We start from the raw sequence: 23,046 nt of genomic DNA, 5'->3' as shown, positions 1-23,046 counted from the left end.
TTGAATGGCGCCCTGCTAAAGTGGCATGTGTCTCGTAATCTGCATGAAGGACGTGAAAGCACTGCTGATCCGTTCCCGATGCGCCTCAAAGTCTGCGATGCTATTCTCCTTGGCCTCTTTCTCAAGCTTGAAGGCTTCCTCCTTTACGAGCGCAGCACCCATATTGGCACTCATTGACTTTATGGCATGGGCGATACTGGCAATCTTCTCGGCATCGACCGTAGATTCTTCCGCTACCAGATCTTCAAGCTTGCTGCTCATTTGTTCGCTATAGCCTTCTAAGAGGCGCTTTATTAATTCAGGGTTGGAAGTTTGCGCCGCGAGGCGCCGCAATCCATTAATGACATTTTCGTCTACTTGTGCGCCCACGTGCACGCTTGGGTCCACTTCGAATTCAATGTCGCTGCTTGTAGCCGGAGGATTCTCCATGTAATCCTCCTGGGTGAACTCGTCAAGCACTGCGGTGATGTCGGCCTGCTTGAACGGCTTTTGAAGGACTTTGTCCATTCCCGCCTCTTTGCACTCCATTAAGTCATCCTTGCTGCCGCCCGCAGTGAGCGCGATTACTGGCGTGTGCCCTCGCCCAGCCTGTGTTGATCGGATCTCTTTGGTTGCGGCGTATCCATCCATGATCGGCATCTGGCAGTCCATCAGTACCAGGTCGTACTTTCTTGTCGAGAATAGTTCCACAGCTTGCTTGCCATTATTAGCGATATCAAATGAGCATGAAGCGGCGTGAAGAAACTCGCCGATAATCATTTGATTGACTGGCATATCTTCTGCGACGAGCACATGAGCTCTCTTAGTACTATCAGAAGCGTCCAGCAAACGTGAACCGGGGCGGCTTTCGGTCTCCTCGGTACAGTTGGTTCCTCTGTGTACAAGAGCCATCTCCATTTCTGCGCTGACTACGGGAAGATGGAGTGCGTGCATCCCCTCATCCAATGCTAGCGCTACCTCGCTGGCAGAGTAACTATAGAAAACTACAGTTTCAGAAGTGTTGTTCTTCGCGGCATGTCTCGGGCAAGTGCCTCTCTGCCCATAGTTAATCGGGGCAAAAACGATATACTCAAGCGAAGACCGAAGCGTGATTTCGTCATTTTCAGCCTCCTGAAGACTGATGGCATGCCCTATGCTCGTCACAGAGAGAGCCCTGAGGTGTGACTCAAGCATTTTGCTGGTGAGGGCATCCTCAGAGACTATCGTACAGTGGAGAGATGGAATTATCTGGGAGCGGTGCGGTATGTTCCTGTTCTCTGCTTCCAGTGGAACGACTAAAGAGATGGTGGAGCCGATATCGATACTTGATGTGACGCGTATTTCGCCTCCCATCAACTCGGCGTACTTCCTTGAGATAGTTAATCCCAAACCGGACCCGCCGAAACGCCTTGTCGTACTCGCGTCGGCCTGCGTGTAAGATTCGAAGATTTTCTTCTGGGTCTCTTCATCCATGCCAATTCCGTCGTCTTCAACAGCTATAGTGACTTCGAATTGAGCTTGGCCGGGAGCCGGGCCTGTAATCTTCTGCCTTACTCGTACAGAGCCCTGCTCCGTAAACTTGATTGCATTCCCGACAAGGTTGGTTACTATCTGTCTAATCCGAGTGGGGTCGCCGATGAAGCGCCGAGGGCCGGATTCATCGCATATATTATAGACTTGAATTCCCTTTCTGTAGGCGACTTCAGACTGCAACCGACACACTTCATCTATCAAAGCAACAAGATCAAAATTGGTGTTTTCTATCTCAGTTTTCTCCGCTTCCAGTTTTGAATGGTCAAGAATGTCGTTTATGAGCTGAAGGAGGGACTCTCCGCTCTGTTTTGCTGTTTCAGCAAATCGGCGTTGTGACGGGGTGAGTTTAGAGTTAATAAGGAGCTCAGACATTCCGATAATTCCATGCATCGGAGTCCGGATTTCATGAGTCATGGTGGCCAGGAACTGTGACTTAGCTTTGTTCGCCTGCTCGGCAATCTCGGTGGCTTTCTCCAGTTCATATGTGCGTTCTCTTACTTTGGCTTCAAGTTCCAGTCGCCGGGCCTCGGCTCGCCTCGCACGAGATGTGACTGAGGCGATGAGGGCGAGTGCAGTAGCTGTTATTAACACTGCGTAGAACAGGTATGCAGTTCTGCTCAACCACGGGGGGGGTGCGACGGTTATGTCAATTTCTTTGGCGTCCCAATTCCAAGTGCCTGCAGCATTGGCTGCTGCAAGCTTGAGACGATACTCTCCAGCAGGGAGTGTCGTGAACGAGGCCTTTCTCGCATCCTTTGAGATCACCCAATCTGGCGATATTCCTTCAAGCTTGTAGGCGTATCGAATACTCTCTGGTGAGGAGAAGTCTGCTGCAAAAAAATCGACGGTGAACATTCTGTCGGTGTAGTCGAGGTATAGTTGCGTTACGTCATTATATGGTTTCCCAAGGGCTGCAGGTTGGTTCATTACTCGTATGTCGGCAATGGATACCTGTGGTGTTGGCGCTTTCGCGGGCACTGCAGCAGGAATTATCTTGTTGTAGCCTCTTGGTCCGCCGAAGAAGATGCCGCCTTGCCCGTCGCTGAATGACGCACCCATATTGAACTCTGAGTCTTGCAGGCCATCTACCTCTCGGAAATGACGTACTTCGAGTGTTGACGGATTGAAGCGCGTTACTCCCTTGTTGTGACTTAACCAGAGGCTGCCACTCCCATCTTCTTCAATGCCGAAGATTGAGCTGCTCGGGAGCGATATGTTCTCGGAAAAGTGCTCAAACTGAGGGTTATTGGATTCGATTTCGTTCCTTCGCCAAAGGTTCAGTCCACCTCCATTGGTGCCGAGCCAGAGGTTTCCGCTGCTGTCCTCGTGGAGACTCCATACCATGTTGCTGGATAGGCTATTTATATTGCCTTTTTCTGCGTAATACCTTTGAAACTGTCGAGATTTAAGGCCGAAGAGATTGAGACCGTTCTCTGTGCCGACCCAAACTCTTCCCCATGAGTCCTCTAGGAGCGCAAGAACATTGTTGCTGCTTAGCGACTGACTGTCTGTTGGATTGTGTAAATATACTGTTGCATGTTCCCCATCCGATTCAAAGACCGAAAGTCCTCCTTGGTAAGTGCCCACGATTAAATGACCGGTCGAGGTTCGGAGGAGTGAAGTTATACCGTCAGAAGCCAGTTTTCTTTCTGTGTCGTTCGAGGCACGTAAGGTAGTAATTGTATTCTTCTCGAGATCGTACTTGTTGAGGCCGCCGGAGTAGGTGCCAATCCAAAGAGTGTTTCCCTCACCGAGTAGCGACATTACTGTGTCGTCCGAGAGGGCAGGATCTGTATACGTGTTGTACCACGTGAACTCATTGCTCTCGGGGGTGAGTCGATTCAGGCCGTCGTCAGTACCAACCCAGATACTGCCATCTCCTGTCATGGCAAAAGCGTTCACAGAGGCATTAGAGAGTCCAAAGTTCTCTTCTGTGTACTTAGTGAAGTACGATCTTCTAGCCTTGGAGAGACCGAAGAACGTGCCTATCCAGTATGTGCCGTCCCTTGTTTGGGCTATCGAAGTAATTCTGGCAGCTGGCAGATTGCTGTCTTCACTACTATATATTTGAATCTCAGTTCGCTTGCTGTTGAGTATGGCCAGGCCGGAATTTGTGCCAATCCAAAGATTCGACTGATCATCGAAGTAGATATCGTAAACTGTATCCGAGGGTAGCCGCGTCAGGCCCTTCGAACTGGTGTATTGGGTGAGCTTTCCGCTGCCAGTCTCCAGCATGAATAAGCCGTTACTGAGGGTTCCGACCCATAATTCGTCTCCATTGAAAGCTACCTGCGAGGGTTGAATGCGGCGAGAGGCTGATGTGCCGGTGCTCTCCAAGACCTGCCGGCGCTTTATCTCAAGTCGGCTATCGATCTGCAGTAGCCCAGCTTCGGTGGTCGAGACCCAGATATCACCGGCCTCATTTTCGGCGAAGCTGGTAACCAGCCCCAGCGACCTTCCTAGATCCTGCTCATACACGAGATGTCGGTAGGACATTGTTCTGGGGTCGAGATGGCTGATCGCACCCTCATATCCAATCCATATTCCTCCTTGCGTATCGGCGTAGACTGAATAGATGTCATTCGATATTGGGCTATTAGATGCAGAAGAAGCAAAGAAACTCTCAAACTTGCGCGATGTCGGATCAAAGCGATTCAGGCCGCCATTTATTGTCGCTATCCAAATGCTGCCATCCGATGATTCGGTTATGCTCGTGATGGCATCTGAAGAAATTGTGCCCTGCTCCGAAGGTGAGTTGCGATGAGTGATCAGGGTGTGGCCGTTGTAACGGTTTAAGCCTTCCTGTGTTGCAATCCACAACTCACCTGACTTTGATTGAAGAATGTCTTGTACAGAGCTCTGCGTCAGATCCTCTGAAATCTCTGCCAGCTGGAATTCGTACTGGGTCGGAAGCTCTTCTGCCGTTTGAGCGAAGAGCGGAGAAAGTTGGGCGATTAGAAGCAGGGTGGTCCTGCTTAAAATTGATCTTTGAAACATCGTGCAGACACGCCAGTTATTTAGGCGAGTCTAGCAGATCGATCAGAAGGGGTCGTAATAGATTAAGGCCAGCGTCGTAGACGCTGGCCTTGGTAGAGGTTGAATCCTTTGCTGAAGTATTGCTTCTCTAGCGGATGCCCCACTTGTATCCAGCTTGGTCGGCGTCGGAGCGGATACCCCACTTATAGCCAGCCTGGTCGACGTCGGAGCGGATGCCCCACTTGTAGCCAGCTTGGTCGGCGTCGGAGCGGATACCCCACTTGTAGCCAGCCTGGTCGACGTCGGAGCGGATGCCCCACTTGTAGCCAGCCTGGTCGGCGTCGGAGCGGATACCCCACTTATAGCCAGCTTCGGCGGCAGCGACAGACCCAGTGTTGTCGGCTGATGCACTATCACCCTGGCCTTCTATTCGACCCCACTTGTAGCCTGCCACGTTGCTCATAACCTCAGACTGTGTGGTCACGACTCGGTCAGAGTGCGTTTGCACATTCCTTTGCGCATTCCACTTGTAGCCGGAAACACCCTTTGAGTGTGTGCCGTAAAGCATGGCTTTAGCTATCTCGGTGCGCACACTGCCGGCTTGCTGACTTTCTTCAGCAGCTACGAATGCTGGTGTAAGCACGATACCGACGCCAAGGAGGGCAAACGCCGTCTCTTTTACCAGTTTCTTCATAGTCCCACGCCTACCTTCTTCATCGAATTCTATTTACCAGTGCCGACAGCGCCGCGCGCCTGGTGCTTGAAGTGATCTTTTGCTGATCATTCTTCTCGCTTTTAAAAAGACTCTAGGGGAGGGGTCAGATTTGATGAAGATGGGGGGGTACCCCCTTTGGGGTAGGGGGCTATCCGGGCGGTTGAATCAGGGGAGTGCGCTGAGCGCAGAGGCGGAGTAACTGCCTTGGGGTGAGGGGTGGACTTCCTGGAGCGACGGGCCTCGAAACGCGTCTGGCTATTCTGCCGGGCGGGAAAGTTGTTCCACGCGGGCTTTCTCCTCCAGGTAGAGGCCGTGCCAGTCGAAGGGCGTTTGTGGTTCAGCGGGCATGTCGGGTTCGCCGGGGTTGGAGCGCGGCCGCTCGATGTGGGCCTTGATCCCCCAACGTCGATTGTCGCTGGGGCCCTTCTCTGGCGGCTCAGGGGCGACCATGCGTTCGAGGCCCGGCAGGGTGGGGGACCCATCCTTCGCGAGGATCGCCGGGCCCTCGAAGTGGCTTTCACCGGCCATGTCGGCTTGCAGGTCCAGGCCCCGGTTGCCGCAATCCCTGTCACCGAGGGTCAGTGCGCGCTGGATGCTGACGGCGCCGGCTCCCTGCTCGAAGGGTGAGTAGCTCAGCAGGCCATCGGCGTTGATGGCGGGGTCGGCAGAGGACAACAGCTTGCACTTCACTTGGTCCGCAGTCAGCTGAGGCTCTACCTGCAGCAGGAGGGCTACGAGGCCCGATACGAGCGCGGCGGCCTGTGACGTGCCGGTCATCACGAAGTCGCCGTTTACCAGTTTATACTCGGGAAACTCTTCGGTCAGTGTGGATCCCGGCCTGGTGAGACCCGCCATATGCCCGCCGGGGGCCACGAGATCGGGCTTTATGTGGGCGCTCGGCGTAGGCCCCCGCGAGGAGAAGTCGGGCAAGTAGTCGTCGTTGCGATCGTCAACGGTCCAGCTGTCGGTGATGGCGCCGACGGTGATCAGGTAGGGCAGGTTGCCCGGAGAGCCTATGGTCATGGCGTCCGGACCCTCGTTGCCTGCCGCTGCGACCGCGACGATGCCTGCGTCCCAGGCGCGCATGAGTGCCTGGTTGATGGGGTCCTGCCAGTAGGGCCATCGTGGCTTGGCGGCGAAGGAAAGGTTGATCACGCGGATGCCGTACTCTTCCCGGTGGTCCACGATCCACTGTACGCCGCGGACGATATCAAGGAGACCACCCTGGCCTTCCTTGCTGAAGGCCTTCACGATCACGAGTCGCGCATCGGGGGCCACGCCGCGCCAGGCGCCGGGGTCAGGGCCGGGCCGGGTAATGGCGCGGCTCTGCGCGAGGATGCTGGTCATGTGGCTGCCATGGCCGCTCTCGTCGAAGGCGGTGGTGACCTCCTCACCGGCAATGGCATCGTAGCTGGCGAGCACACGGGGATTACCCTGCGTGTCATGGGTAAGCCTGGGGTCGTCCCAGAGGCCGGAATCCAGCACGGCCACGGTTACGCCGGCCCCGGTGATGCCGTGTCGGTGGAGCAGGTCCGCGCCAGCAACCGTGCTGTAGTAGCTGTCGCCGTCGTTGTCGTCGTAGCCGGGTATCAGCTCGACATCGCAGTTATCATCGTAGGTGACGGTGAGCTCCAGGTCGCGCTGGAAGAGCCTCCCCTCAGGCCAGGGGCGGGAGAATTCTAGCGCCAGCGTGGCCCGCGTGCCGCCGGGGATTGTAGCCCCGTCAGTCGGTCGCAGGGTGGTGGCCACGCCCGACTTCCCCGGCTCGACGACCAGTGCGTCGCCTGCGAGGTCTGCCTGCATTAATTTGCCGAGTGTTGCGGGCCAGGTGATCTCGACACCCGTCAAGTGAGCCGCGTCCCCGCTCTTGTTGTAGAGACGCCACCTTACCGAGGTCCCGTCGACGATCAGTTCGAGGGCCCCACCCAACTGGCAGGGAGGTGGCGCCGCTTCGGGCTCCTCCCGGTCGAGATCGTCGATGATGCGTTGTATGCCGGGGCTGTCGCGCAGCTGGTCGACCTGGACGGTCGTCAGCTTTGCGCCGACCGCATCGATGATGGGCAGGAAGTGGGTCACCTCGCCGCCGACAGCCTCGACCTGCTGGCGAAGTGCTGCTGCCGAGTCACCCTGGAGCATCACGGAGTTCGGGTTGGCGTGGGCCGCAGTGGCGAGGATACACAGCACGTGAGCAATGACGGCCCGCAGCAGCCCCCTGGTCCTACCGCTCATGCGTGTTGATCAATCTCTGAGTGCGTCGGCGATATCCCGGGCGTAGTCGGTACGCAGGGCGTCGGGTACGTCCTCGGGGTAGAGCGGACGGGCGAAGAAGAAGCCCTGCAGCAGGTCACAGTGCTGCGCGGCGAGGTGGCGAAGCTGGTCGCGCGTCTCGATGCCCTCCGCGATGGAGCGCAGGTTGAGGGTCTTGGCAAGGACGATGATGGCGTCGACGATGGCAACGCCATCCTGGCTCGACATGTCTGCCACGAAGCTCTGGTCGATCTTCAGCGTGTTGATGGGAAAGCGCTTGAGATAGCTGAGTGAGGAGTAGCCGGTACCGAAGTCGTCCACCGCGAGATCCAGCCCGAGCTCGTTGAGCTGGCGCAGTTTCTCGATGTTCGTCTTGGCATCGGTCATGATGGCGCTTTCGGTCAGCTCCAGCTCCAGCCGCGCCGGGTCGATGCCCGAGTGGTCGAGGAAGTGGCGCACCCGCTCCACGAGGTTCGGCTGATTGAATTGTAGCGGTGAAATGTTCACGCAGACCCGGAAGTCGTTGAGGCCGAGTGTCTCCCAGTAGGTGCAGTGCCGGGCCACCTCCGCAAGTACCCATTCGCCCAGCTCGATGATCTGCCCGGTGCGCTCCGCCACCGGGATGAAGTCGCCCGGTGAGATCAGGCCGCGGACCGGGTGCTTCCAGCGCACCAGCGCCTCGAGGCTCACTACGCGCCCCGTGAGCGTGTTCACCTGCGGCTGATAGCGCAGTTCGAGCTGCCCTTCGCGCATGGCCTCGCGCAGGTCTTCTTCGAGCTTGAGCTGCTCGACGGAGCGCGCATTCATCTCTTCGTTGTAGAAGCGGAAGCAGGCGCGGCCGTCTGCCTTTGCCGCGTACATGGCGGTATCCGCGTTGCGCACCAGGCTGTCGGCGTCGAGGCCATCCTGGGGATACATGGCGATGCCGATGCTCGGCGTCACTACCGGGTTGTGGGAGTGCAGCGAAATCGGCTCCGACAACGTCTGGATGACACGTTGCGCCACGCTCTCTACATCCCGCATGTCGCGCACGTCGGAGAGCACCACGGTGAACTCGTCCCCACCGAGGCGGGCGATCTCCGTGTTGCGGTCGCCCGGGTCCACGTCGCCCGCATTGCTGTCAGAAAAATAGTTGATGGCGTCGTCTTCGCGCAGTTCATTCGCCAGGCGCTTGGCGATTTCAACCAGCAGCCGGTCCCCCCGGCCATGGCCGATGGAGTCGTTGATGCGCTTGAAGTTGTCGAGGTCGATGAACAGCAGCGCCGCACTGTGCTTCATCCGCTGTGCGCGTTTGAGAATCCGTGTCAGCTGCTCGTTGAAGCTGCGCCGGTTGGGCAGGTTGGTGAGCGGGTCGTAGTAGGCGAGGTAGCACAGCCGGTCTTCCTGGCGCTTCAGGCTGTTGAAGGCATTGCTCGCCCGCAGCATGTACTGGACTTCGCGACCCAGGAGCGACCAGTTGACCGGCTTGGTCTTGTACTGCGTGGCGCCCGCCTCGAAGCCCTCGTCGATGGACTTCCGGTCGTCGGAGCCGGTGACGATCATGATGGGGATGTTCTCCCCCTGGGGCATTTCGCGGATACGCCGGCAGACTTCAAGGCCCGACAGGCCCGGCATCTCGACGTCGAGGAAGATCAGGTCGGGCCGCTCGCGGAGGAAGGCTTCCAGGGCTTGCTGACCGTCGGCGGCCTCGACGACGGTCATGCCCTCTGCCTCGAGGCACTGGCGGGTCAGCAGGCGCACGTTCATGTCGTCATCGCTGACGAGAATCTTGGCCTTCGGCTGAGCGGTGGCCGGTGTCACTTTCGCTTGCGGCTGCGAGGTCATGTCGTGCGCGTGTGACAGACGTTCAGGGGAGGCTATCACCGATGACTGTCCTTGCCTAGCGCAGGGCCCGCTACAACCAGGCGAACCCATAGGGAAGAGTCTCGCGTGTGTGGTAAAATAGGGGGTTCCATCGAACGACTGGCATGTCCCCCCATGAGCCTTGCATCCGAAAAGCTGGAAGCGATCCGCCTCCAGGTGCAGCAGCATCTCGACCGTGCCGAGGCCGAGGAGCTGACCCCCGAGGAAGAGGCGGGTCTCATCGACCGTATCAAGGCCGACCTGGCGCGGCACAATGCGGTGATAGTCGCTCACTATTACACGTCGCCGAAAATCCAGGCCCTCGCCGAGGAGACCGGCGGCTGCGTGTCCGATTCGCTGGAGATGGCCCGCTTCGGCCACGACCACCCCGCGAGCACGCTCGTGGTCTGCGGTGTCCGCTTTATGGGGGAGACGGCCAAGATCCTGACGCCCGACAAGCGCGTGCTCATGCCGACGCTGGAGGCGACCTGTTCCCTCGATATCGGCTGCCCGGCGGATGAATTCTCGGCCTTCTGCGACGCCCACCCGGACCGGGAGGTGGTCGTTTACGCCAACACCTCGGCTGCCGTGAAGGCCCGCGCGGACTGGGTGGTCACCTCCAGCATCGCCCTCAACGTCGCCGAGCATCTCGCCGATGAGGGGAAGAAGATCCTCTGGGCGCCGGACAAGCACCTGGGCGACTACGTGCGGCGGGAGACCGGCGCCGACATCCTCATGTGGGATGGTGCCTGCATCGTGCACGAGGAGTTCAAGGCCCGCGGCCTGGCGGACCTCAAGAAGGTCTACCCGGATGCGGCCGTGCTGGTGCACCCGGAGTCGCCGGCGGCCGTGGTGGAGATGGCCGACCGCGTCGGTTCCACCACGCAGATCATCAACGCCGCCACCGAAATGCCCAACGAGCGCTTCATCGTTGCGACGGACCAGGGCATTTTCTACAAGCTCCAGCAGAAGGCGCCGGAGAAGGAGTTCATCATCGCGCCGACGGCCGGCAAGGGCGCAACCTGCCGCAGCTGTGCGCACTGCCCCTGGATGGCCATGAACGAGCTTGCCAACCTCGCCACGGTCTTTGAGCGGGACGATAACGAGATACACGTGGACCCGGTCATCGGCGAGCGCGCCATGCGTCCCCTGCGGCGCATGCTCGACTTCTCTGCGGCGCTCCGCCGCTCGGGGGACTGACTGCCCCGGGGGTTCCCCTAGGACCCCAGCTGTTCCTTCATCTCGACCACATCCTTGAGGCGCTCGTTGATACGGGCGCTGGTGGTGTAGTCGGACTTCACGCTGCGCAGGGCGTACCGCAGCTGCTTCTCGGCTTCGTCGAGTACGCCGTTGAGGATGAAGTACTCGGCCCGGGACTGGTGCAGGCCGACGATGTTGCCGGCCAGCCCCTGCACTTCCGCCAGCAGGTACCACAGGTAGGGGTCATCGGGGCGCTGCTTGCTCTGCTCGGCCAGCACCTGCTCCGCGATATGGGGCTGCTCGTTCTTGAGCAGGGCCCGGGCATAGGTCATCACCAGCGGGTGGTTGCCCGGCGACAGCAGCAGCCGTTCCGAGAGCTTCTTCACTGCCTTTTCCGGCTGGTTGCGGGCGAGGTCGATCTCCGCGTCGGCCAGGAGGTATTCCAGCCGCTCCCGGTCGGCAGCCCAGATCGTGTCCAGCTCCAGGGCGGCCTCGTCGGTGCGCCCGGCCTCGGTCAGGGCGAGGACGAGGCCATAGCGCGCGGCGGTCTGCGAGCGCGGTGAGCCATCCAGCTCGCCGCGGAACTTGCGAATGGCTTCCTCCGGGGTCTCTGCCAGCTGGTTGATGACCCGGGCCCGCATCAGCTGGTAGGTGAGATCCGTCGTCCGGATCTGTTTCGGGTACTGGCGGGCGCGGTTGCGTGTGTCGGCGATGCGGCTTTCCGACAGCGGGTGCGTGCGCAGGAACTCCGGAATCCGGTTGCCTGTCGCGTACCGGGACGCCTGCAGCATGCGCTCGAACATCGCCGGTGCGGCGTGCGGATCCATGCCGGCAGCGACGAGGGTCTGCATGCCTACCCGGTCCGCCTCGGCCTCGTTGCCACGGCTGTAGCGCAGCGCGGAGTCCTGCGCGGCGGCCTGGGCAGCGCTGAGCGCGGCGAGCCCTGCATCGCCGCCGGCTGCGGCCATCAGCACGAAGCTGGCCAGCATGGTCGCCAGGGTCAACGGCTGCTGCTTCTTCGCGAACTCCACGCGCCGGGAGAAGTGCCGCTGGCTCAAATGGGCGATCTCGTGGGCCAGCACAGTGGCCAGCTCGTCTTCACTCTGGGCGTAGAGAAGAAGGCCATTGTGCACGCCGATGACCCCGCCGGGTACGGCAAAGGCGTTGATCGTGGGGTTGTCCACGATCACGAGGTCGACCCGTCGATCCTTGAGCTGGCTGTGGTTCACCAGGCGGAAAACCAGTCCTTCCAGATAGTCGAAGAGCAGGGGGTCGTTCACGGTCGGTACCTGCCCGCGGAAGATCCTCAGCCAGGCCCGGCCCAGCTGGTATTCGTACTCCGCCGAGAAAAGGCTGGTACTCGACTCGCCGAGATTGGGCAGCTTGAGATCCTCGACGGCGGCCGCGGGCACGGCCGCGAGCACCAGCGCGAGCAGGGCTGCAGTCATTGCTTGGCGGGGGCGGCGGGGCATGAAGATCAACCTGGTGTCCGGGCGCCCATGGTCTGCTCGGGCGGCTTGACGTATTCTACGCGACCGGGCTCGTTCCGTATCGGTGAACGGGCCCGCGCGCAGACTTAGGCGACCGCCGTGGGTAAAAGTTCACCGCGGCGACCGGAGGACACCACCCCATGCTCGAGACCGCCGACAGCGAGGTTGACGCGCGCGGCCTGCGTTGCCCCATGCCGCTACTCAAGGCGAAGCGGGCCCTGAATGCGCTCGCCCCCGGGCAGGCGCTGGCGGTCCTCGCGACGGACAGCGGCTCGGTGCGGGATTTCGCCGTTTTCTGCGAGCAGAGCGGTCACGAGCTCCTCTTCAGCGAAGAGCGCGACGGCGTCTACCGCTACCTCCTGCGCAAGGTATGACACGCACGTCGCACCCGGGCGCCGGCGGGTGACCTACCGCCCGGAAATCGACGGTCTGCGCGCCATCGCCGTGATGGCGGTGGTGCTGTTCCACCTCGGCATCGAGCCGCTCGCCGGGGGGTTCGTCGGGGTCGATGTTTTCTTCGTAATCTCCGGCTACCTGATTACCCAGCTCATCCTGGCCCGCGTCGCTCGCGGTGATTTCTCCCTGGCCGGCTTCTACCTGCGGCGCATCCGGCGGCTGCTGCCGCCGCTCCTGGCCACGGTGGCGGCGACCTTTGCCGCCGCGGCCCTACTGCTGAACCCCTATGATTTCGCGCCCTTTGCGCGTTCCGCGCTGGCCGCGATGGTCAGCGTTTCCAATATCGTTTTCTATGCCGAGGCCGGGTACTGGGACGCGGACTCGGAGTTGAAGCCGCTGCTGCATACCTGGTCCCTCGGGGTCGAGGAACAGTTCTACCTGGCCTGGCCGGCGCTGCTGCTCCTGCTCTGGCGCTTGCGCGGGCGCCTGCCGCTGGGTGCGTCGCTGGGCGGGCTCGCTGTCGTGAGCGCCGCGGTGACCGTCTGGTATACCGGCGTCGATGCGTCCGCGGCGTTCTTCCTGTCGCCGTTCCGGGTCTTCCAGTTTGCGACCGGCGCCGCCGTCCCGTTCCTGCTTGCTGCCGGCCCGGGTGTGCGCCTGGGTGCCCGGGGCCCCGTGGCGCGTGGAGCCCTGGCGCTGGGGCTCCTCCTCGTGCTGGCGAGTGTCCTTGGCCTCGACGGCGATACGCTCTACCCCGGGTGGGCCGCGCTGCTGCCGACGGTCGGTACGGCGCTGGCACTGCTCGGCGCCGCAGCGCCGGCGGCCGGGGGCCCGCTCTTCCATGCCCTGCGTCACCCGCTGTCCACCTGGCTGGGCAAGGTATCCTACGCGCTGTACCTCGTGCACTGGCCGGTGGTGGCGCTTTACCGCTATCACACGGGTACTGCGCTGGTGCCGCTCGAGCAGCTGGCACTCGGTGCCCTCATGCTGCTGCTGGCCTGGCTCCTTCATGCCGGCATCGAGCGGCGCTTCTACTCGCGCGCGGGTGACCCGGGCCCCGCCGCGCGCCTGCCGGATGGCCGCTTTGCCCTCGCCGTGGCCGGCCTGGTCGCCGTGCTGGCGGCCCCTGCGCTGCACGCCTGGCTGGGCGACGGCTGGGGCTGGCGCTACCCGCGGCAGCAGCTCTCCGCCGCGGCAATCGAGGCGGGTGAGCAGCGCCGCTTCCTGGATAGTCGCAGCGCCTGCAACCTCCGCCTCGGTACCGACGGGGCCTGCGCCGGGGCGCCGATCCAGGTGCTCGTGCTCGGGAATTCGCACGAGGTGGACGGCTACAACTTTCTCCAGGCCATCTACGAAGATGACCCCAAGGTCGCCCTGGTGCTGTTCGGCGGTACGGAGAAGTGCGGACGGCTACGGGTGGTGGCGGGCACGGTGCGCGCGCAGTACCCGGCCTGCACCGAGCGCTTCGCGGCGTTGATGACGCCCGCGGTAGCGCAGCGCTTTCACGTGGTCGCAGTCTCGGCCTCGAACCGGGCGTTCTCGCGTATCGCAGAGCCCTTCCTGGTTGCGACGCGGGCACTGCGCGAGCACAACCCGGCGCTGCGCGTGATGACCTTCGGCAGCTACATGAAGACCCGTGTCCCCTGCGCCCGCCTCATCAACGAGACCGGCGTCAGCGCCGCCTGCGGCCGCCCGGAAAACCTGGACTACTTCGAGGCAGACCCGGCGAGCGACCGGCTCTTCGAGCCGTTCATGGCGATCACGGACCTGTACATTGATCGCATCGACCTGCTCTGCAGCGAGCGGCGGCCGGAGCGCTGCTGGACGGAAACCCCGGACGGCGTCCCGGCGTTCTACGACAAGCACCACCATTCCCGTGCCTTCGCCCGTTACAGCGGCGAGCGCTTCGCCGAGGTCCACCCGGACCCGGTCCGCGAACTGCTCGGGGCGGGTGCGCACTGACCCGCACCCTGCCTCCGGCGTATACATCCCACCGCGGGCTCGGGCATGATAAACGGGTTTCTGCGGGGCTGCCCCGCGGTGTGCTGAGGGAGCCGACTTTCCCATGATGGAAGTCTTCAAGAAGTGGTACCGGCGCTACCTGCAGGAGGAGGAGTCCATTCTGCTCCTGCTGCTGCTGCTCGTCGGCACGGTGCTGCTCGTCACCATCGGCGATATCATGGCGCCGGTGCTCGCCGCCGTCGTCCTCGCCTACCTCGTGCAGGGCGTCGCCAACGTGCTGCAGCGCACCGGCCTGCCGCAGTGGCTGGGTTTCACGCTGGCCTTCATTATCTTCATCGGCGCTTTCTTCGGCGTGATCCTCGGCCTGTTGCCGCTGGTATGGCGCCAGCTCGTGGCGCTCGCCGGCGAGGTGCCGCGCATGCTCGAGCAGGGGCGCCAGCTGCTCGCGGTCCTGCCCGCCCAGTACCCGGAGTTGTTCAGCCAGGAGCAGCTGAACCAGGTGGTGGCCGCGGCGCAGGTGGAGGTTGCCGGCTTCGGCCAGCGCCTCGTGACCCGCACCCTGGCCGGCATTCCGGGGTTCCTGACCGTGACGGTCTACCTGGTGCTCATACCCATCATGGTGTTCTTCCTGCTCAAGGACCGGCAACAGATCACGAACTGGCTGACCAGCTTCCTGCCCCCGCGGCGCCCGCTGCTCACCCGGATCTGGGCGGAGATGAACGTGCAGTTCTCGAACTATGCCCGCGGCAAGATGGTGGAGATCATCATCGTCGGCGCGGCCAGCTACGTCGCCTTCACCTGGCTCGGGCTCAACTACGCGGCCCTGCTCGCGCTGCTCGTCGGTCTGTCGGTGATCATTCCCTATATCGGCGCCTTCCTGATCACTATCCCGATTCTCATGGTCACCTTCTTCCAGTGGGGCCTGGGCGGGGAATTCTACGTGGTGATGGCGGTCTATATCGTCATCCAGATCCTTGATGGCAATGTGCTGGTGCCGCTGCTTTTTTCCGAGGCGGTCAACCTGCACCCCGTGGCCATCATCATCGCCGTGCTGTTTTTCGGCGGTATCTGGGGCCTCTGGGGGGTCTTCTTTGCCATCCCCCTGGCCACGCTGATCAAGGCGGTCATCAACGCCTGGCCCACCCGGGAAGTGGAACCGGAAGCCATACAAGGAGACTGATACATGCCCCTGCGACCTGCGCCGCGTCTGTCGGCGCTTCCCGTCCTGCTGCTGTCCTTGCTGCTCGCGGCCTGCGCCGCAAGCCCTGTGCGCGAGCATGTGGAGCCGGCCCGGAGCCCGGCCGATGACTACGCCTATCGCCTGGTCACGCTCGAGAACGGTCTGCAGGCGCTGCTCATCTCGGACCCGGACACCCAGAAGGCCGCGGCATCCCTGGACGTGATGGCCGGCAGCGGCGACAACCCGCCGGGGCGCGGGGGGCTGGCCCATTTCCTCGAGCACATGCTTTTCCTCGGCACCGACAAGTACCCGGACGCCGCCGAATACGAGCAGTACATCACGGAGCACGGCGGTTCCCGCAATGCCTACACGAGCTTCGAGCACACGAACTACTTCTTCGACATCAATGCGCCTTTCCTCGAAGATGGCCTCGACCGCTTCGCCCAGTTCTTCATCGCGCCGCGCTTCGACGCGGTCTACGTGGACCGGGAGAAGAACGCCGTGCAGGCCGAGTACCAGATGGGGCTGAAAAGCGACCCGCGGCGCGGTCTGGACGTGCTGCAGGCGGTCATGAACCCTGCCCACCCCTACAGCCAGTTTTCCGTTGGCAGCCTCGAGTCGCTGGCGGACCGCCCGGGCGCGCCGGTGCGGGACGACCTCCTCGCCTTTTACCGCAAGCACTACTCCGCCAACGCCATGCGCCTGGTGGTGCTCGGTGCCGAGCCCCTCGACGAGCTCGAGGGGCTGGTGGCGCCGCTGTTTGCGCAGGTGCCCAACCACGACTACGAGCCTGAGCCGCTGGACGCGCCACTCTTTGCGCCGGCCTCCCTGCCCATGAAGGTCACGGTAGAGCCACAGGCGACGCTCCGGCAGCTGCAGGTCAACTTCCAGGTGCCCGACTACCGTGACGAGTACCGGGCCAAGCCCATGGCCTACCTGGGCAACCTCATCGGTCACGAGGGCGAGGGCAGCCTCCTGCTGGCCCTCAAGCGTGAAGGGCTGGCCGAGGGCCTGGCGGCCGGGGAAGGATTGTCCTGGCGCGGCGGTTCCCTGTTCAGCGTCACGGTCTCACTCACCGAGCGCGGTGTCGAGGAGCACGAGCGTGTGCTGGCGCTCCTGTTCAGCTACCTCGACATGCTTCGCGAGGAGGGGCCCCAGCGCTGGCTCTACGAAGAGCAGTCGGAGCTGGCGGCCATCGATTTCCGCTTCCGGGAGCAGGGCGAACCGATCGGTTATGTCAGCGCCCTGGCGAGCGGCATGCACACTTACGCCCCCGAGGATGTCCTTCGGGGCCCGTACCTCATGGAGCGCTTCGCGCCGGGCCTCATCGCGGAAGCCCTGGAGGACATGCGGCCGGAACTGGCGCAGGTCGTGTTGACCGCCCCCGGCGTCCCGGTGGATCGGGAGTCGCCCTACTATGAGGTGCCCTACGCCGTGGAGCAGGGCCCGGCGCTGGCGTCCCGCTGGGCGCCGGCGGCGACAGACGGCCTGCATCTGCCCGCCCCGAACGCGTTCATCGCGGAGGACCTCTCGCTGGTGCCGATGTCGGCGGACAATCCCGAGACACCGACGATTGCCCTGGACACTCCGCGCACGCGCATCTGGTTCCGCCAGGCGGAAGAGTTTCGCATCCCCCGCGGGGCGATGTACGTGAACTTCCGTTCTCCGCTCGCGGTCGGTGATGCCAGCGATGTCGCCGCGGCCCTGCTCTACACGAATCTCCTCACGGATGCGGTCAACCCGTTCACCTACCCGGCCCGGCTGGCGGGGCTCGACTTCAGCCTCTACAAGCACGCCCGCGGCGTCAGCCTGCGCATCAGTGGCTACAACGACAAGCAGCAGGTGCTGCTGGAGCGGCTGCTCGAGTCCCTCGAGGACCCTTGTTTCGATCCATCCCGCTTCGAGAACATCCGTGCCGACCTGGTCCGCGGCCTGGAGAATGCGGTCGCCAAGCGCCCGTCGTCGCAGGTGATCGATGATCTTCGCGAGGCGCTGCTCTACGGCGACTACGGCGAGGCGGCGCTGATCGAGGCGCTGGAGGGGCTCGACCCCGCTGCCATCGAAGCCTATGCCCGCGCCTTCTGGGACAGCGCGAGCGCGGAGGCCCTGCTCTACGGCAACTACCCGCAGTCGGCCGTGGCCGATCTCGCCGGGGCCCTGGACGAGCTGTTGCCGGAAGGCGATGCCCCGGCGATGCCGCCGCTCGAGGTCCTGCGCCTCGCCGCCGGCGAGTCCCTGCAGTTCGTGACCGACGTGCCGCACGACGACGCGGTGGTCACCTGGTACCTGCAGGGGGGCGGCGACAGCTGGCGCGACCGTGCCGGCACCGCCCTGGCCGCGCAGGTGATGAAGTCCGGGTTCTTCCAGCAGCTGCGCACGGAGCAGCAACTCGGCTACGTGGTCAGCGCTTTCTCCTGGCCGCAGTTCGATGTTCCCGGCCTTGTGCTGCTGGTGCAGTCCCCGAGCCACGATGCCGCGCACGTCACGGGCGCCATGAAAGCCTTCCTCGACGAGGTGCTGCCGTCCCTCGACGATCCGCGTTTCCAGCGCCACCGGGAAGCCCTGGTGGCGGAGATCGAGGAGCCCGACAAGAACCTGTTCGAGCGGGCGGAGTTCTACTGGCAGTCCATAGCCAAGCGCCAGTACGCCTTTGACGGGCGCGGGCGATTGGCTGCGGCGGTCAATGACTTCGACCGGGACGAGTGGGCGGCCTACTTCCGCGAGGTCTTCCAGGAACAGGCGCGCTCGCTGCAGGTGATCGCCCCCGGCGCCAGCGGGGTTGTCCCCGATACCGCCGGCCGGCGGGTCGAAAGCGCGACGGCGATCAAGGTGGGGCACGCGACCTGGGTGGTCGACTAGACTCTATAGTTCTAATTGGGAATTGTTATTTCCTTCAGGCGCGAGTTTCCTGTAGCATCAAAAAGCCTTTGCGCCGCGCGGGCCGGATACTGTGCCCGCGGGCTTTTATTGCGCGCCCGACAAGGTTCTATTTTAGAACCTATACATGTTGCAAAGAGGGCCCGCAACGAATGTCAGTGCAACGCCAGGAGCCTCCCCAGCCATGATCGATGACATTGACCCCGTCGAAACCCGTGAATGGATAGACAGCTTCGACGAGGTGGTGAAATACCGGGGGGAGGAGCGCGCGACCTACCTCATTAACGAGCTGTCGAAGCGGGCCATGGCCGATGGCATCCCGCTGCCGACGGCCATCACCACGCCTTTCCGCAATACCATCGCACCGGCCGATCAGAAGCAGATGCCCGGGGACCTGTTCATGGAGCGCCGGATCCGCTCGCTCGTGCGCTGGAATGCGCTGGCCATGGTCATGCGGGCCAACGACAACGACGAGGGGCTCGGGGGTCATATCTCCAGCTTTTCCTCGAGCGCTACGCTCTACGATGTCGGCTGCAACTATTTCTTCCGCGGTGCCGAAGGCGACCACCCGGGCGACCTCGTGTTCTACCAGGGCCACAGTGCACCGGGGATGTACGCCCGCTCCTACCTGGAAGGGCGGCTCACCGAAGAGCAGCTCGATAACTTCCGCCGGGAAGTAGACGGCCACGGCCTGTCCTCCTACCCGCACCCCTGGCTCATGCCCGATTACTGGCAGTTCCCCACGGTCTCCATGGGCCTCGGCCCTATCCAGGCGATCTACCAGGCGCGGCTGCTCAAGTACCAGCAGGACCGGGGGCTCCTTGACCACGGTGACCGCAACGTCTGGTGCTACCTCGGCGACGGCGAATGCGATGAGCCGGAGTCCCTGGGTGCCATCTCCCTGGCGGGGCGCGAGCGCCTCGGCAACCTCATTTTTGTCGTCAACTGCAACCTGCAGCGCCTCGACGGGCCGGTGCGCGGCAACGGCAAGATCATCCAGGAGCTTGAGGGTGTCTTCCGCGGCGCCGGCTGGGATGTGGTCAAGGTGGTCTGGGGCCGCAAGTGGGACCCCCTGCTCGAGCGCGACGAAACCGGCCTTTTGCAGAAGCGTATGGACGAGGTCTGCGACGGCGAACTGCAGAACTACAAGTACAACGGCGGCGCCTATACCCGGGAGCACTTCTTCGGCAAGTACCCGGAGCTGCTGGAGCTCGTAAAGGATCTCTCCGACAAGGAGATCATGTATCTCAACCGGGGCGGCCACGACCCGTACAAGATCTACGCCGCTTACGCGCACGCCGTCGCCCAGCAGGAGAAGCCCACGGTCATCCTGGCGATGACCGTGAAGGGCTACGGCACCGGCGAGGCCGGCGAGGCGAATAACGAGACCCATTCGCTGAAGAAGCTGGACCTCGACGGCCTGAAGGCCTTCCGGGACCGCTTCGGCATACCCATCAGCGACAGCGAGCTGGCCAACGTGCCCTACTACCGGCCCGCCCCGGACAGCCCGGAGATGCGCTACATGCTCGAGCGCCGCGAGGCCCTCGGCGGGCTCGTGCCTGCACGCCGGCGCGGCGAGCGGGCCCTCGACGTGCCGGACCTCGACGTCTTCAAGTCCCAGCTGAAGGGCAGCGGCGAGCGCAAGATCTCCACCACCATGGCCTTCGTGCGCATTCTCTCGTCCCTTGCCAAGGACAAGGCCATCGGTGAGCGCGTGGTGCCGATCGTGCCCGACGAGGCCCGCACCTTCGGCATGGAGGGCATGTTCCGGCAGCTCGGGATCTACTCCTCGGTCGGCCAGCGCTACACGCCCCACGATGCGGGCCAGATCATGTTCTACAAGGAGGACATCAAGGGCCAGATCCTGGAGGAGGGCATCAACGAGGCCGGGGCCTTCTCTTCCTGGCTCGCGGCGGCCACGTCCTACAGCACCAGCGACTACCCGATGGTGCCGTTCTACGTTTTCTATTCCATGTTCGGCTTCCAGCGCATCGGCGACCTGGCCTGGGCGGCCGGCGACAGCCAGGCGCGGGGCTTCCTCATCGGGGCCACTTCGGGACGTACGACGCTGAACGGCGAGGGCCTGCAGCACCAGGACGGGCACAGCCACCTGCAGGCACAGACTATCCCCAACTGCGTGAGCTACGACCCGACCTACAGCTACGAGCTCGCCGTGATCATCCAGGACGGCCTTCGGCGCATGTACCTGGAGCGGGAAAACCGCTTCTACTACATCACCACCATGAACGAGAACTACCCGCACCCGGAGATGCCGGCCGGCGCGGAAGAGGGCATCATCCGCGGCATGTACCGGCTGCGCCGCTCCCCGCGCGAGGAGGGCCCGCGGGTTCAACTCATGGGGGCGGGCGCGATCCTGCGGGAGGTCGAGGCGGCGGCCGAGCTGCTCGCCAACGACTACGGCGTGGCCGCCGACATCTGGAGCGTCACCAGCGTCAACGAGCTGGCCCGCGAGGGCCGTGCCTGCAAGCGCTGGAACCGGCTGCACCCGGAGCAGGAGCCGCGTGTGCCCTATCTTACGCAGCTGCTCGAGGGGGCCGACGGGCCGGCGGTCCTGGCGACCGATTACATCACCCCCTACGGCGAGCAGCTGCGCGCCTACATGCCCCGCCCCTACACGGTGCTCGGCACCGACGGCTTCGGCCGCAGCGATACCCGGGCGAAGTTGCGGCAGTTCTTCGAGGTGAGCCGGGAATTCATCGCCTTCGCGGCCCTGGGCGCGCTCGCTGCGGACGGCGCGATCGAGCCCGCGAAGGTCGCTGAGGCGCGCCGCGACCTCGGCATCGACCCGGACAAGATCGACCCCATGCTGGCCTGAGGGCCGGCCAGAACCAGGAGCGTCAGGTGGCGAAAGAACAGGTACTCGTTCCCGATATCGGCGGCGCCGAGGCCGCGGAGGTCGTGGAACTGCTGGTAGGGCCCGGTGACCGCATCGAGGTGGAGCAGGGGCTCATCGTCCTGGAGTCGGACAAAGCCTCCATGGAGATACCCTCGACGGTGGCGGGCACCCTGGCGGAACTGCTGGTCAAGGAGGGCGATCAGCTGGCCGAGGGTGATCCGATCGCCTGGGTCGAGACCGACAGCGCCGGGGAAAGCGCCGCCGGCGAAGGTGAGGGCGGCGGAGACGAGCCCGGCGAAGACGCCGAAGATGGCGGCAGCGCCGCGCCGGGCGAGGCGGAAGCACCCGGCTCCGGCGAGGCGGAAGAAAGCGACCCCGGAAGCGATAGCCCCGCGTCCGATGCAGCTGCCGCGCCCGACGGCGAGGGCGGCGGGGCCGTCATGGACGTACCGGTCCCGGATATCGGCACGGAAGACCCGGTCGACCTCGTCGAGGTGTCTGTGGCCGTGGGCGACAGGGTCGAGGAGGGCGACAGCCTCGTCGTGCTCGAGTCCGACAAGGCCTCCATGGAGGTACCGGCGCCGGCGGCCGGCGAGGTGTTGGAAATCCTCGTGGAGGCCGGCGTCACGGTCCGCGAGGGCGATTTGCTGCTGAAGCTGCGCAGCGCGGCGCCGGCCGCTGCGGCCGAACCCGCATCAGCGGCGGAGAAACCAATAGAGAAACCGGAAGAGAAACCGGAAGGGCAGAAGCAGGCGCGGCAGCACGAGGAAACCGGGCCACAGCCCGCAGCGACCCCGGAGGCCGAGGACAACGGGCCTGCCACCCGGGCGCCCGCCGCGACCGTTGCGCCACCGGAGCGGGACGTCTACGCCGGCCCGGCGGTGCGCAAGCTGGCCCGGGAATTCGGTGTCGAGCTTGGCCAGGTGAGCGGCAGCGGCCCCAGGGGCCGTATTCTCAAGGAGGACATCCAGGGGTACGTGCAGAAAGCCCTCAAGGAGGGCCCTGCACCGGCGGCGGGCGCGGGCGTGCCGCCTGTACCGGAAGTGGATTTCGCGGCCTTTGGCCCGGTCTCGGTGGAGCAGCGCAGCAAGCTCGACAAGCTCACCGCCGCGAACATGCAGCGCAGCTGGCTGAACGTGCCGCATGTCACCCAGTTCGACGATGCGGACATCACCGAGCTCGAAGCCTTCCGCAAGTCCCTGAAGGAAGAGGCGGCGGAGCGGGGCACGCGGCTCACACCGCTGCCGTTCCTGCTCAAGGCCTGTGCGACGGCGCTGCGCGCCCACCCGAAGTTCAACGCCTCCCTCTCCGATGGCGGCAATGCGCTGACTGTCAAGGACTATGTGCACATCGGCATGGCCGTGGACACGCCGGCGGGGCTGATGGTGCCGGTGATCCGTGACGTCGACCGCAAGTCGCTCTGGGACCTGGCCGAGGAGGTCATCGCCATGGCCGGCGCGGCCCGGGACCGCAAGCTGAAGCCCGCCGACATGCAGGGCGGTTGCTTCACGGTGTCGAGCCTCGGCAGCATCGGTGGCCGTGGCTTCACCCCGATCATCAACACGCCGGAGGTGGGTATCCTCGGCGTCGGCCGTGCCGGCGTGCAGCCGGTCTGGGACGGCAGCGCGTTCCAGCCGCGCACCCTGCTGCCCCTGGGCCTGTCCTACGATCACCGGGTGATCAACGGCGGCGACGCCGGGCGTTTCATGGAAACGCTGCTGGGGCTGCTCGGCGATATCCGGCGTCTTCTGCTGTAGCGCTTTCGTCAGCCTTTTCGTCAGGGCTCTCCTCG

Annotated in this window: 12 protein-coding genes; 7 read left to right on the top strand and 5 right to left on the bottom strand. The window is 63.3% G+C overall.

Going from position 1 to position 23,046, the window contains the following annotated elements:
* Nucleotides 1–15: 15 nt before the first annotated feature.
* From RKE50_RS17430 to RKE50_RS17415, 4 genes are all read right to left on the bottom strand, one after another.
* Nucleotides 16–4,509, bottom strand: coding sequence for a two-component regulator propeller domain-containing protein (locus RKE50_RS17430; protein ID WP_350038642.1), 4,494 nt, complete (start codon nucleotides 4,507–4,509; stop codon nucleotides 16–18).
* Between the two features lie 127 nt (nucleotides 4,510–4,636).
* Nucleotides 4,637–5,182 carry a hypothetical protein gene (locus RKE50_RS17425; RefSeq protein ID WP_350038640.1) on the bottom strand — a complete coding sequence of 182 codons (546 nt, stop codon included), beginning with the start codon at nucleotides 5,180–5,182 and terminating at the stop codon, nucleotides 4,637–4,639.
* Nucleotides 5,183–5,458: 276 nt separating this feature from the next.
* Entirely contained in the window at nucleotides 5,459–7,432 is a 1,974-nt protein-coding gene (locus tag RKE50_RS17420; protein ID WP_350038638.1) for a S8 family peptidase, read from the bottom strand.
* 9 nt (nucleotides 7,433–7,441) lie between these two features.
* On the bottom strand, nucleotides 7,442–9,250 hold the full coding sequence (locus tag RKE50_RS17415; RefSeq protein WP_350038637.1) for a two-component system response regulator: 1,809 nt from the start codon (nucleotides 9,248–9,250) through the stop codon (nucleotides 7,442–7,444).
* Between the two features lie 177 nt (nucleotides 9,251–9,427).
* Between RKE50_RS17415 and nadA the strand changes: the two genes are divergently transcribed.
* Nucleotides 9,428–10,492 (top strand): quinolinate synthase NadA, encoded by a 1,065-nt coding sequence (gene nadA, locus RKE50_RS17410; protein ID WP_350038635.1) that lies wholly within the window; start codon nucleotides 9,428–9,430, stop codon nucleotides 10,490–10,492.
* A gap of 17 nt (nucleotides 10,493–10,509) precedes the next feature.
* On the opposite strand, the gene RKE50_RS17405 is transcribed toward nadA, so the two are convergent.
* On the bottom strand, nucleotides 10,510–11,940 hold the full coding sequence (locus RKE50_RS17405; protein ID WP_350038633.1) for a M48 family metalloprotease: 1,431 nt from the start codon (nucleotides 11,938–11,940) through the stop codon (nucleotides 10,510–10,512).
* 182 nt (nucleotides 11,941–12,122) lie between these two features.
* On the opposite strand from RKE50_RS17405, the gene RKE50_RS17400 reads away from it, so the two are divergent.
* The 6 genes from RKE50_RS17400 to aceF all read left to right on the top strand — a co-directional run bounded on the left by RKE50_RS17400 (nucleotide 12,123) and on the right by aceF (nucleotide 23,011).
* Nucleotides 12,123–12,356, top strand: coding sequence for a sulfurtransferase TusA family protein (locus RKE50_RS17400; RefSeq protein ID WP_350038631.1), 234 nt, complete (start codon nucleotides 12,123–12,125; stop codon nucleotides 12,354–12,356).
* Nucleotides 12,357–12,384: 28 nt separating this feature from the next.
* Complete coding sequence (locus RKE50_RS17395; RefSeq protein ID WP_350038629.1) at nucleotides 12,385–14,340, top strand: acyltransferase family protein; 1,956 nt, start codon at nucleotides 12,385–12,387, stop codon at nucleotides 14,338–14,340.
* Nucleotides 14,341–14,443: 103 nt separating this feature from the next.
* Nucleotides 14,444–15,520 (top strand): AI-2E family transporter, encoded by a 1,077-nt coding sequence (locus RKE50_RS17390; protein ID WP_350038627.1) that lies wholly within the window; start codon nucleotides 14,444–14,446, stop codon nucleotides 15,518–15,520.
* Between the two features lie 3 nt (nucleotides 15,521–15,523).
* A complete protein-coding gene (locus tag RKE50_RS17385; RefSeq protein ID WP_350038625.1) occupies nucleotides 15,524–18,379 on the top strand; it encodes an insulinase family protein in 2,856 nt (951 codons plus the stop codon).
* Nucleotides 18,380–18,581: 202 nt separating this feature from the next.
* On the top strand, nucleotides 18,582–21,233 hold the full coding sequence (aceE, locus tag RKE50_RS17380; protein WP_350038623.1) for a pyruvate dehydrogenase (acetyl-transferring), homodimeric type: 2,652 nt from the start codon (nucleotides 18,582–18,584) through the stop codon (nucleotides 21,231–21,233).
* Between the two features lie 26 nt (nucleotides 21,234–21,259).
* Nucleotides 21,260–23,011 (top strand): dihydrolipoyllysine-residue acetyltransferase, encoded by a 1,752-nt coding sequence (gene aceF, locus RKE50_RS17375; protein ID WP_350038621.1) that lies wholly within the window; start codon nucleotides 21,260–21,262, stop codon nucleotides 23,009–23,011.
* The last annotated feature ends 35 nt before the right edge of the window (nucleotides 23,012–23,046 follow it).

Source organism: Pseudohaliea sp. (genome assembly GCF_040217025.1).
Taxonomy (GTDB): domain Bacteria; phylum Pseudomonadota; class Gammaproteobacteria; order Pseudomonadales; family Halieaceae; genus Pseudohaliea.
The sequence above is the reverse complement of the archived record's forward strand: the minus strand, read 5'-3'. Positions and strand labels throughout refer to the sequence as shown.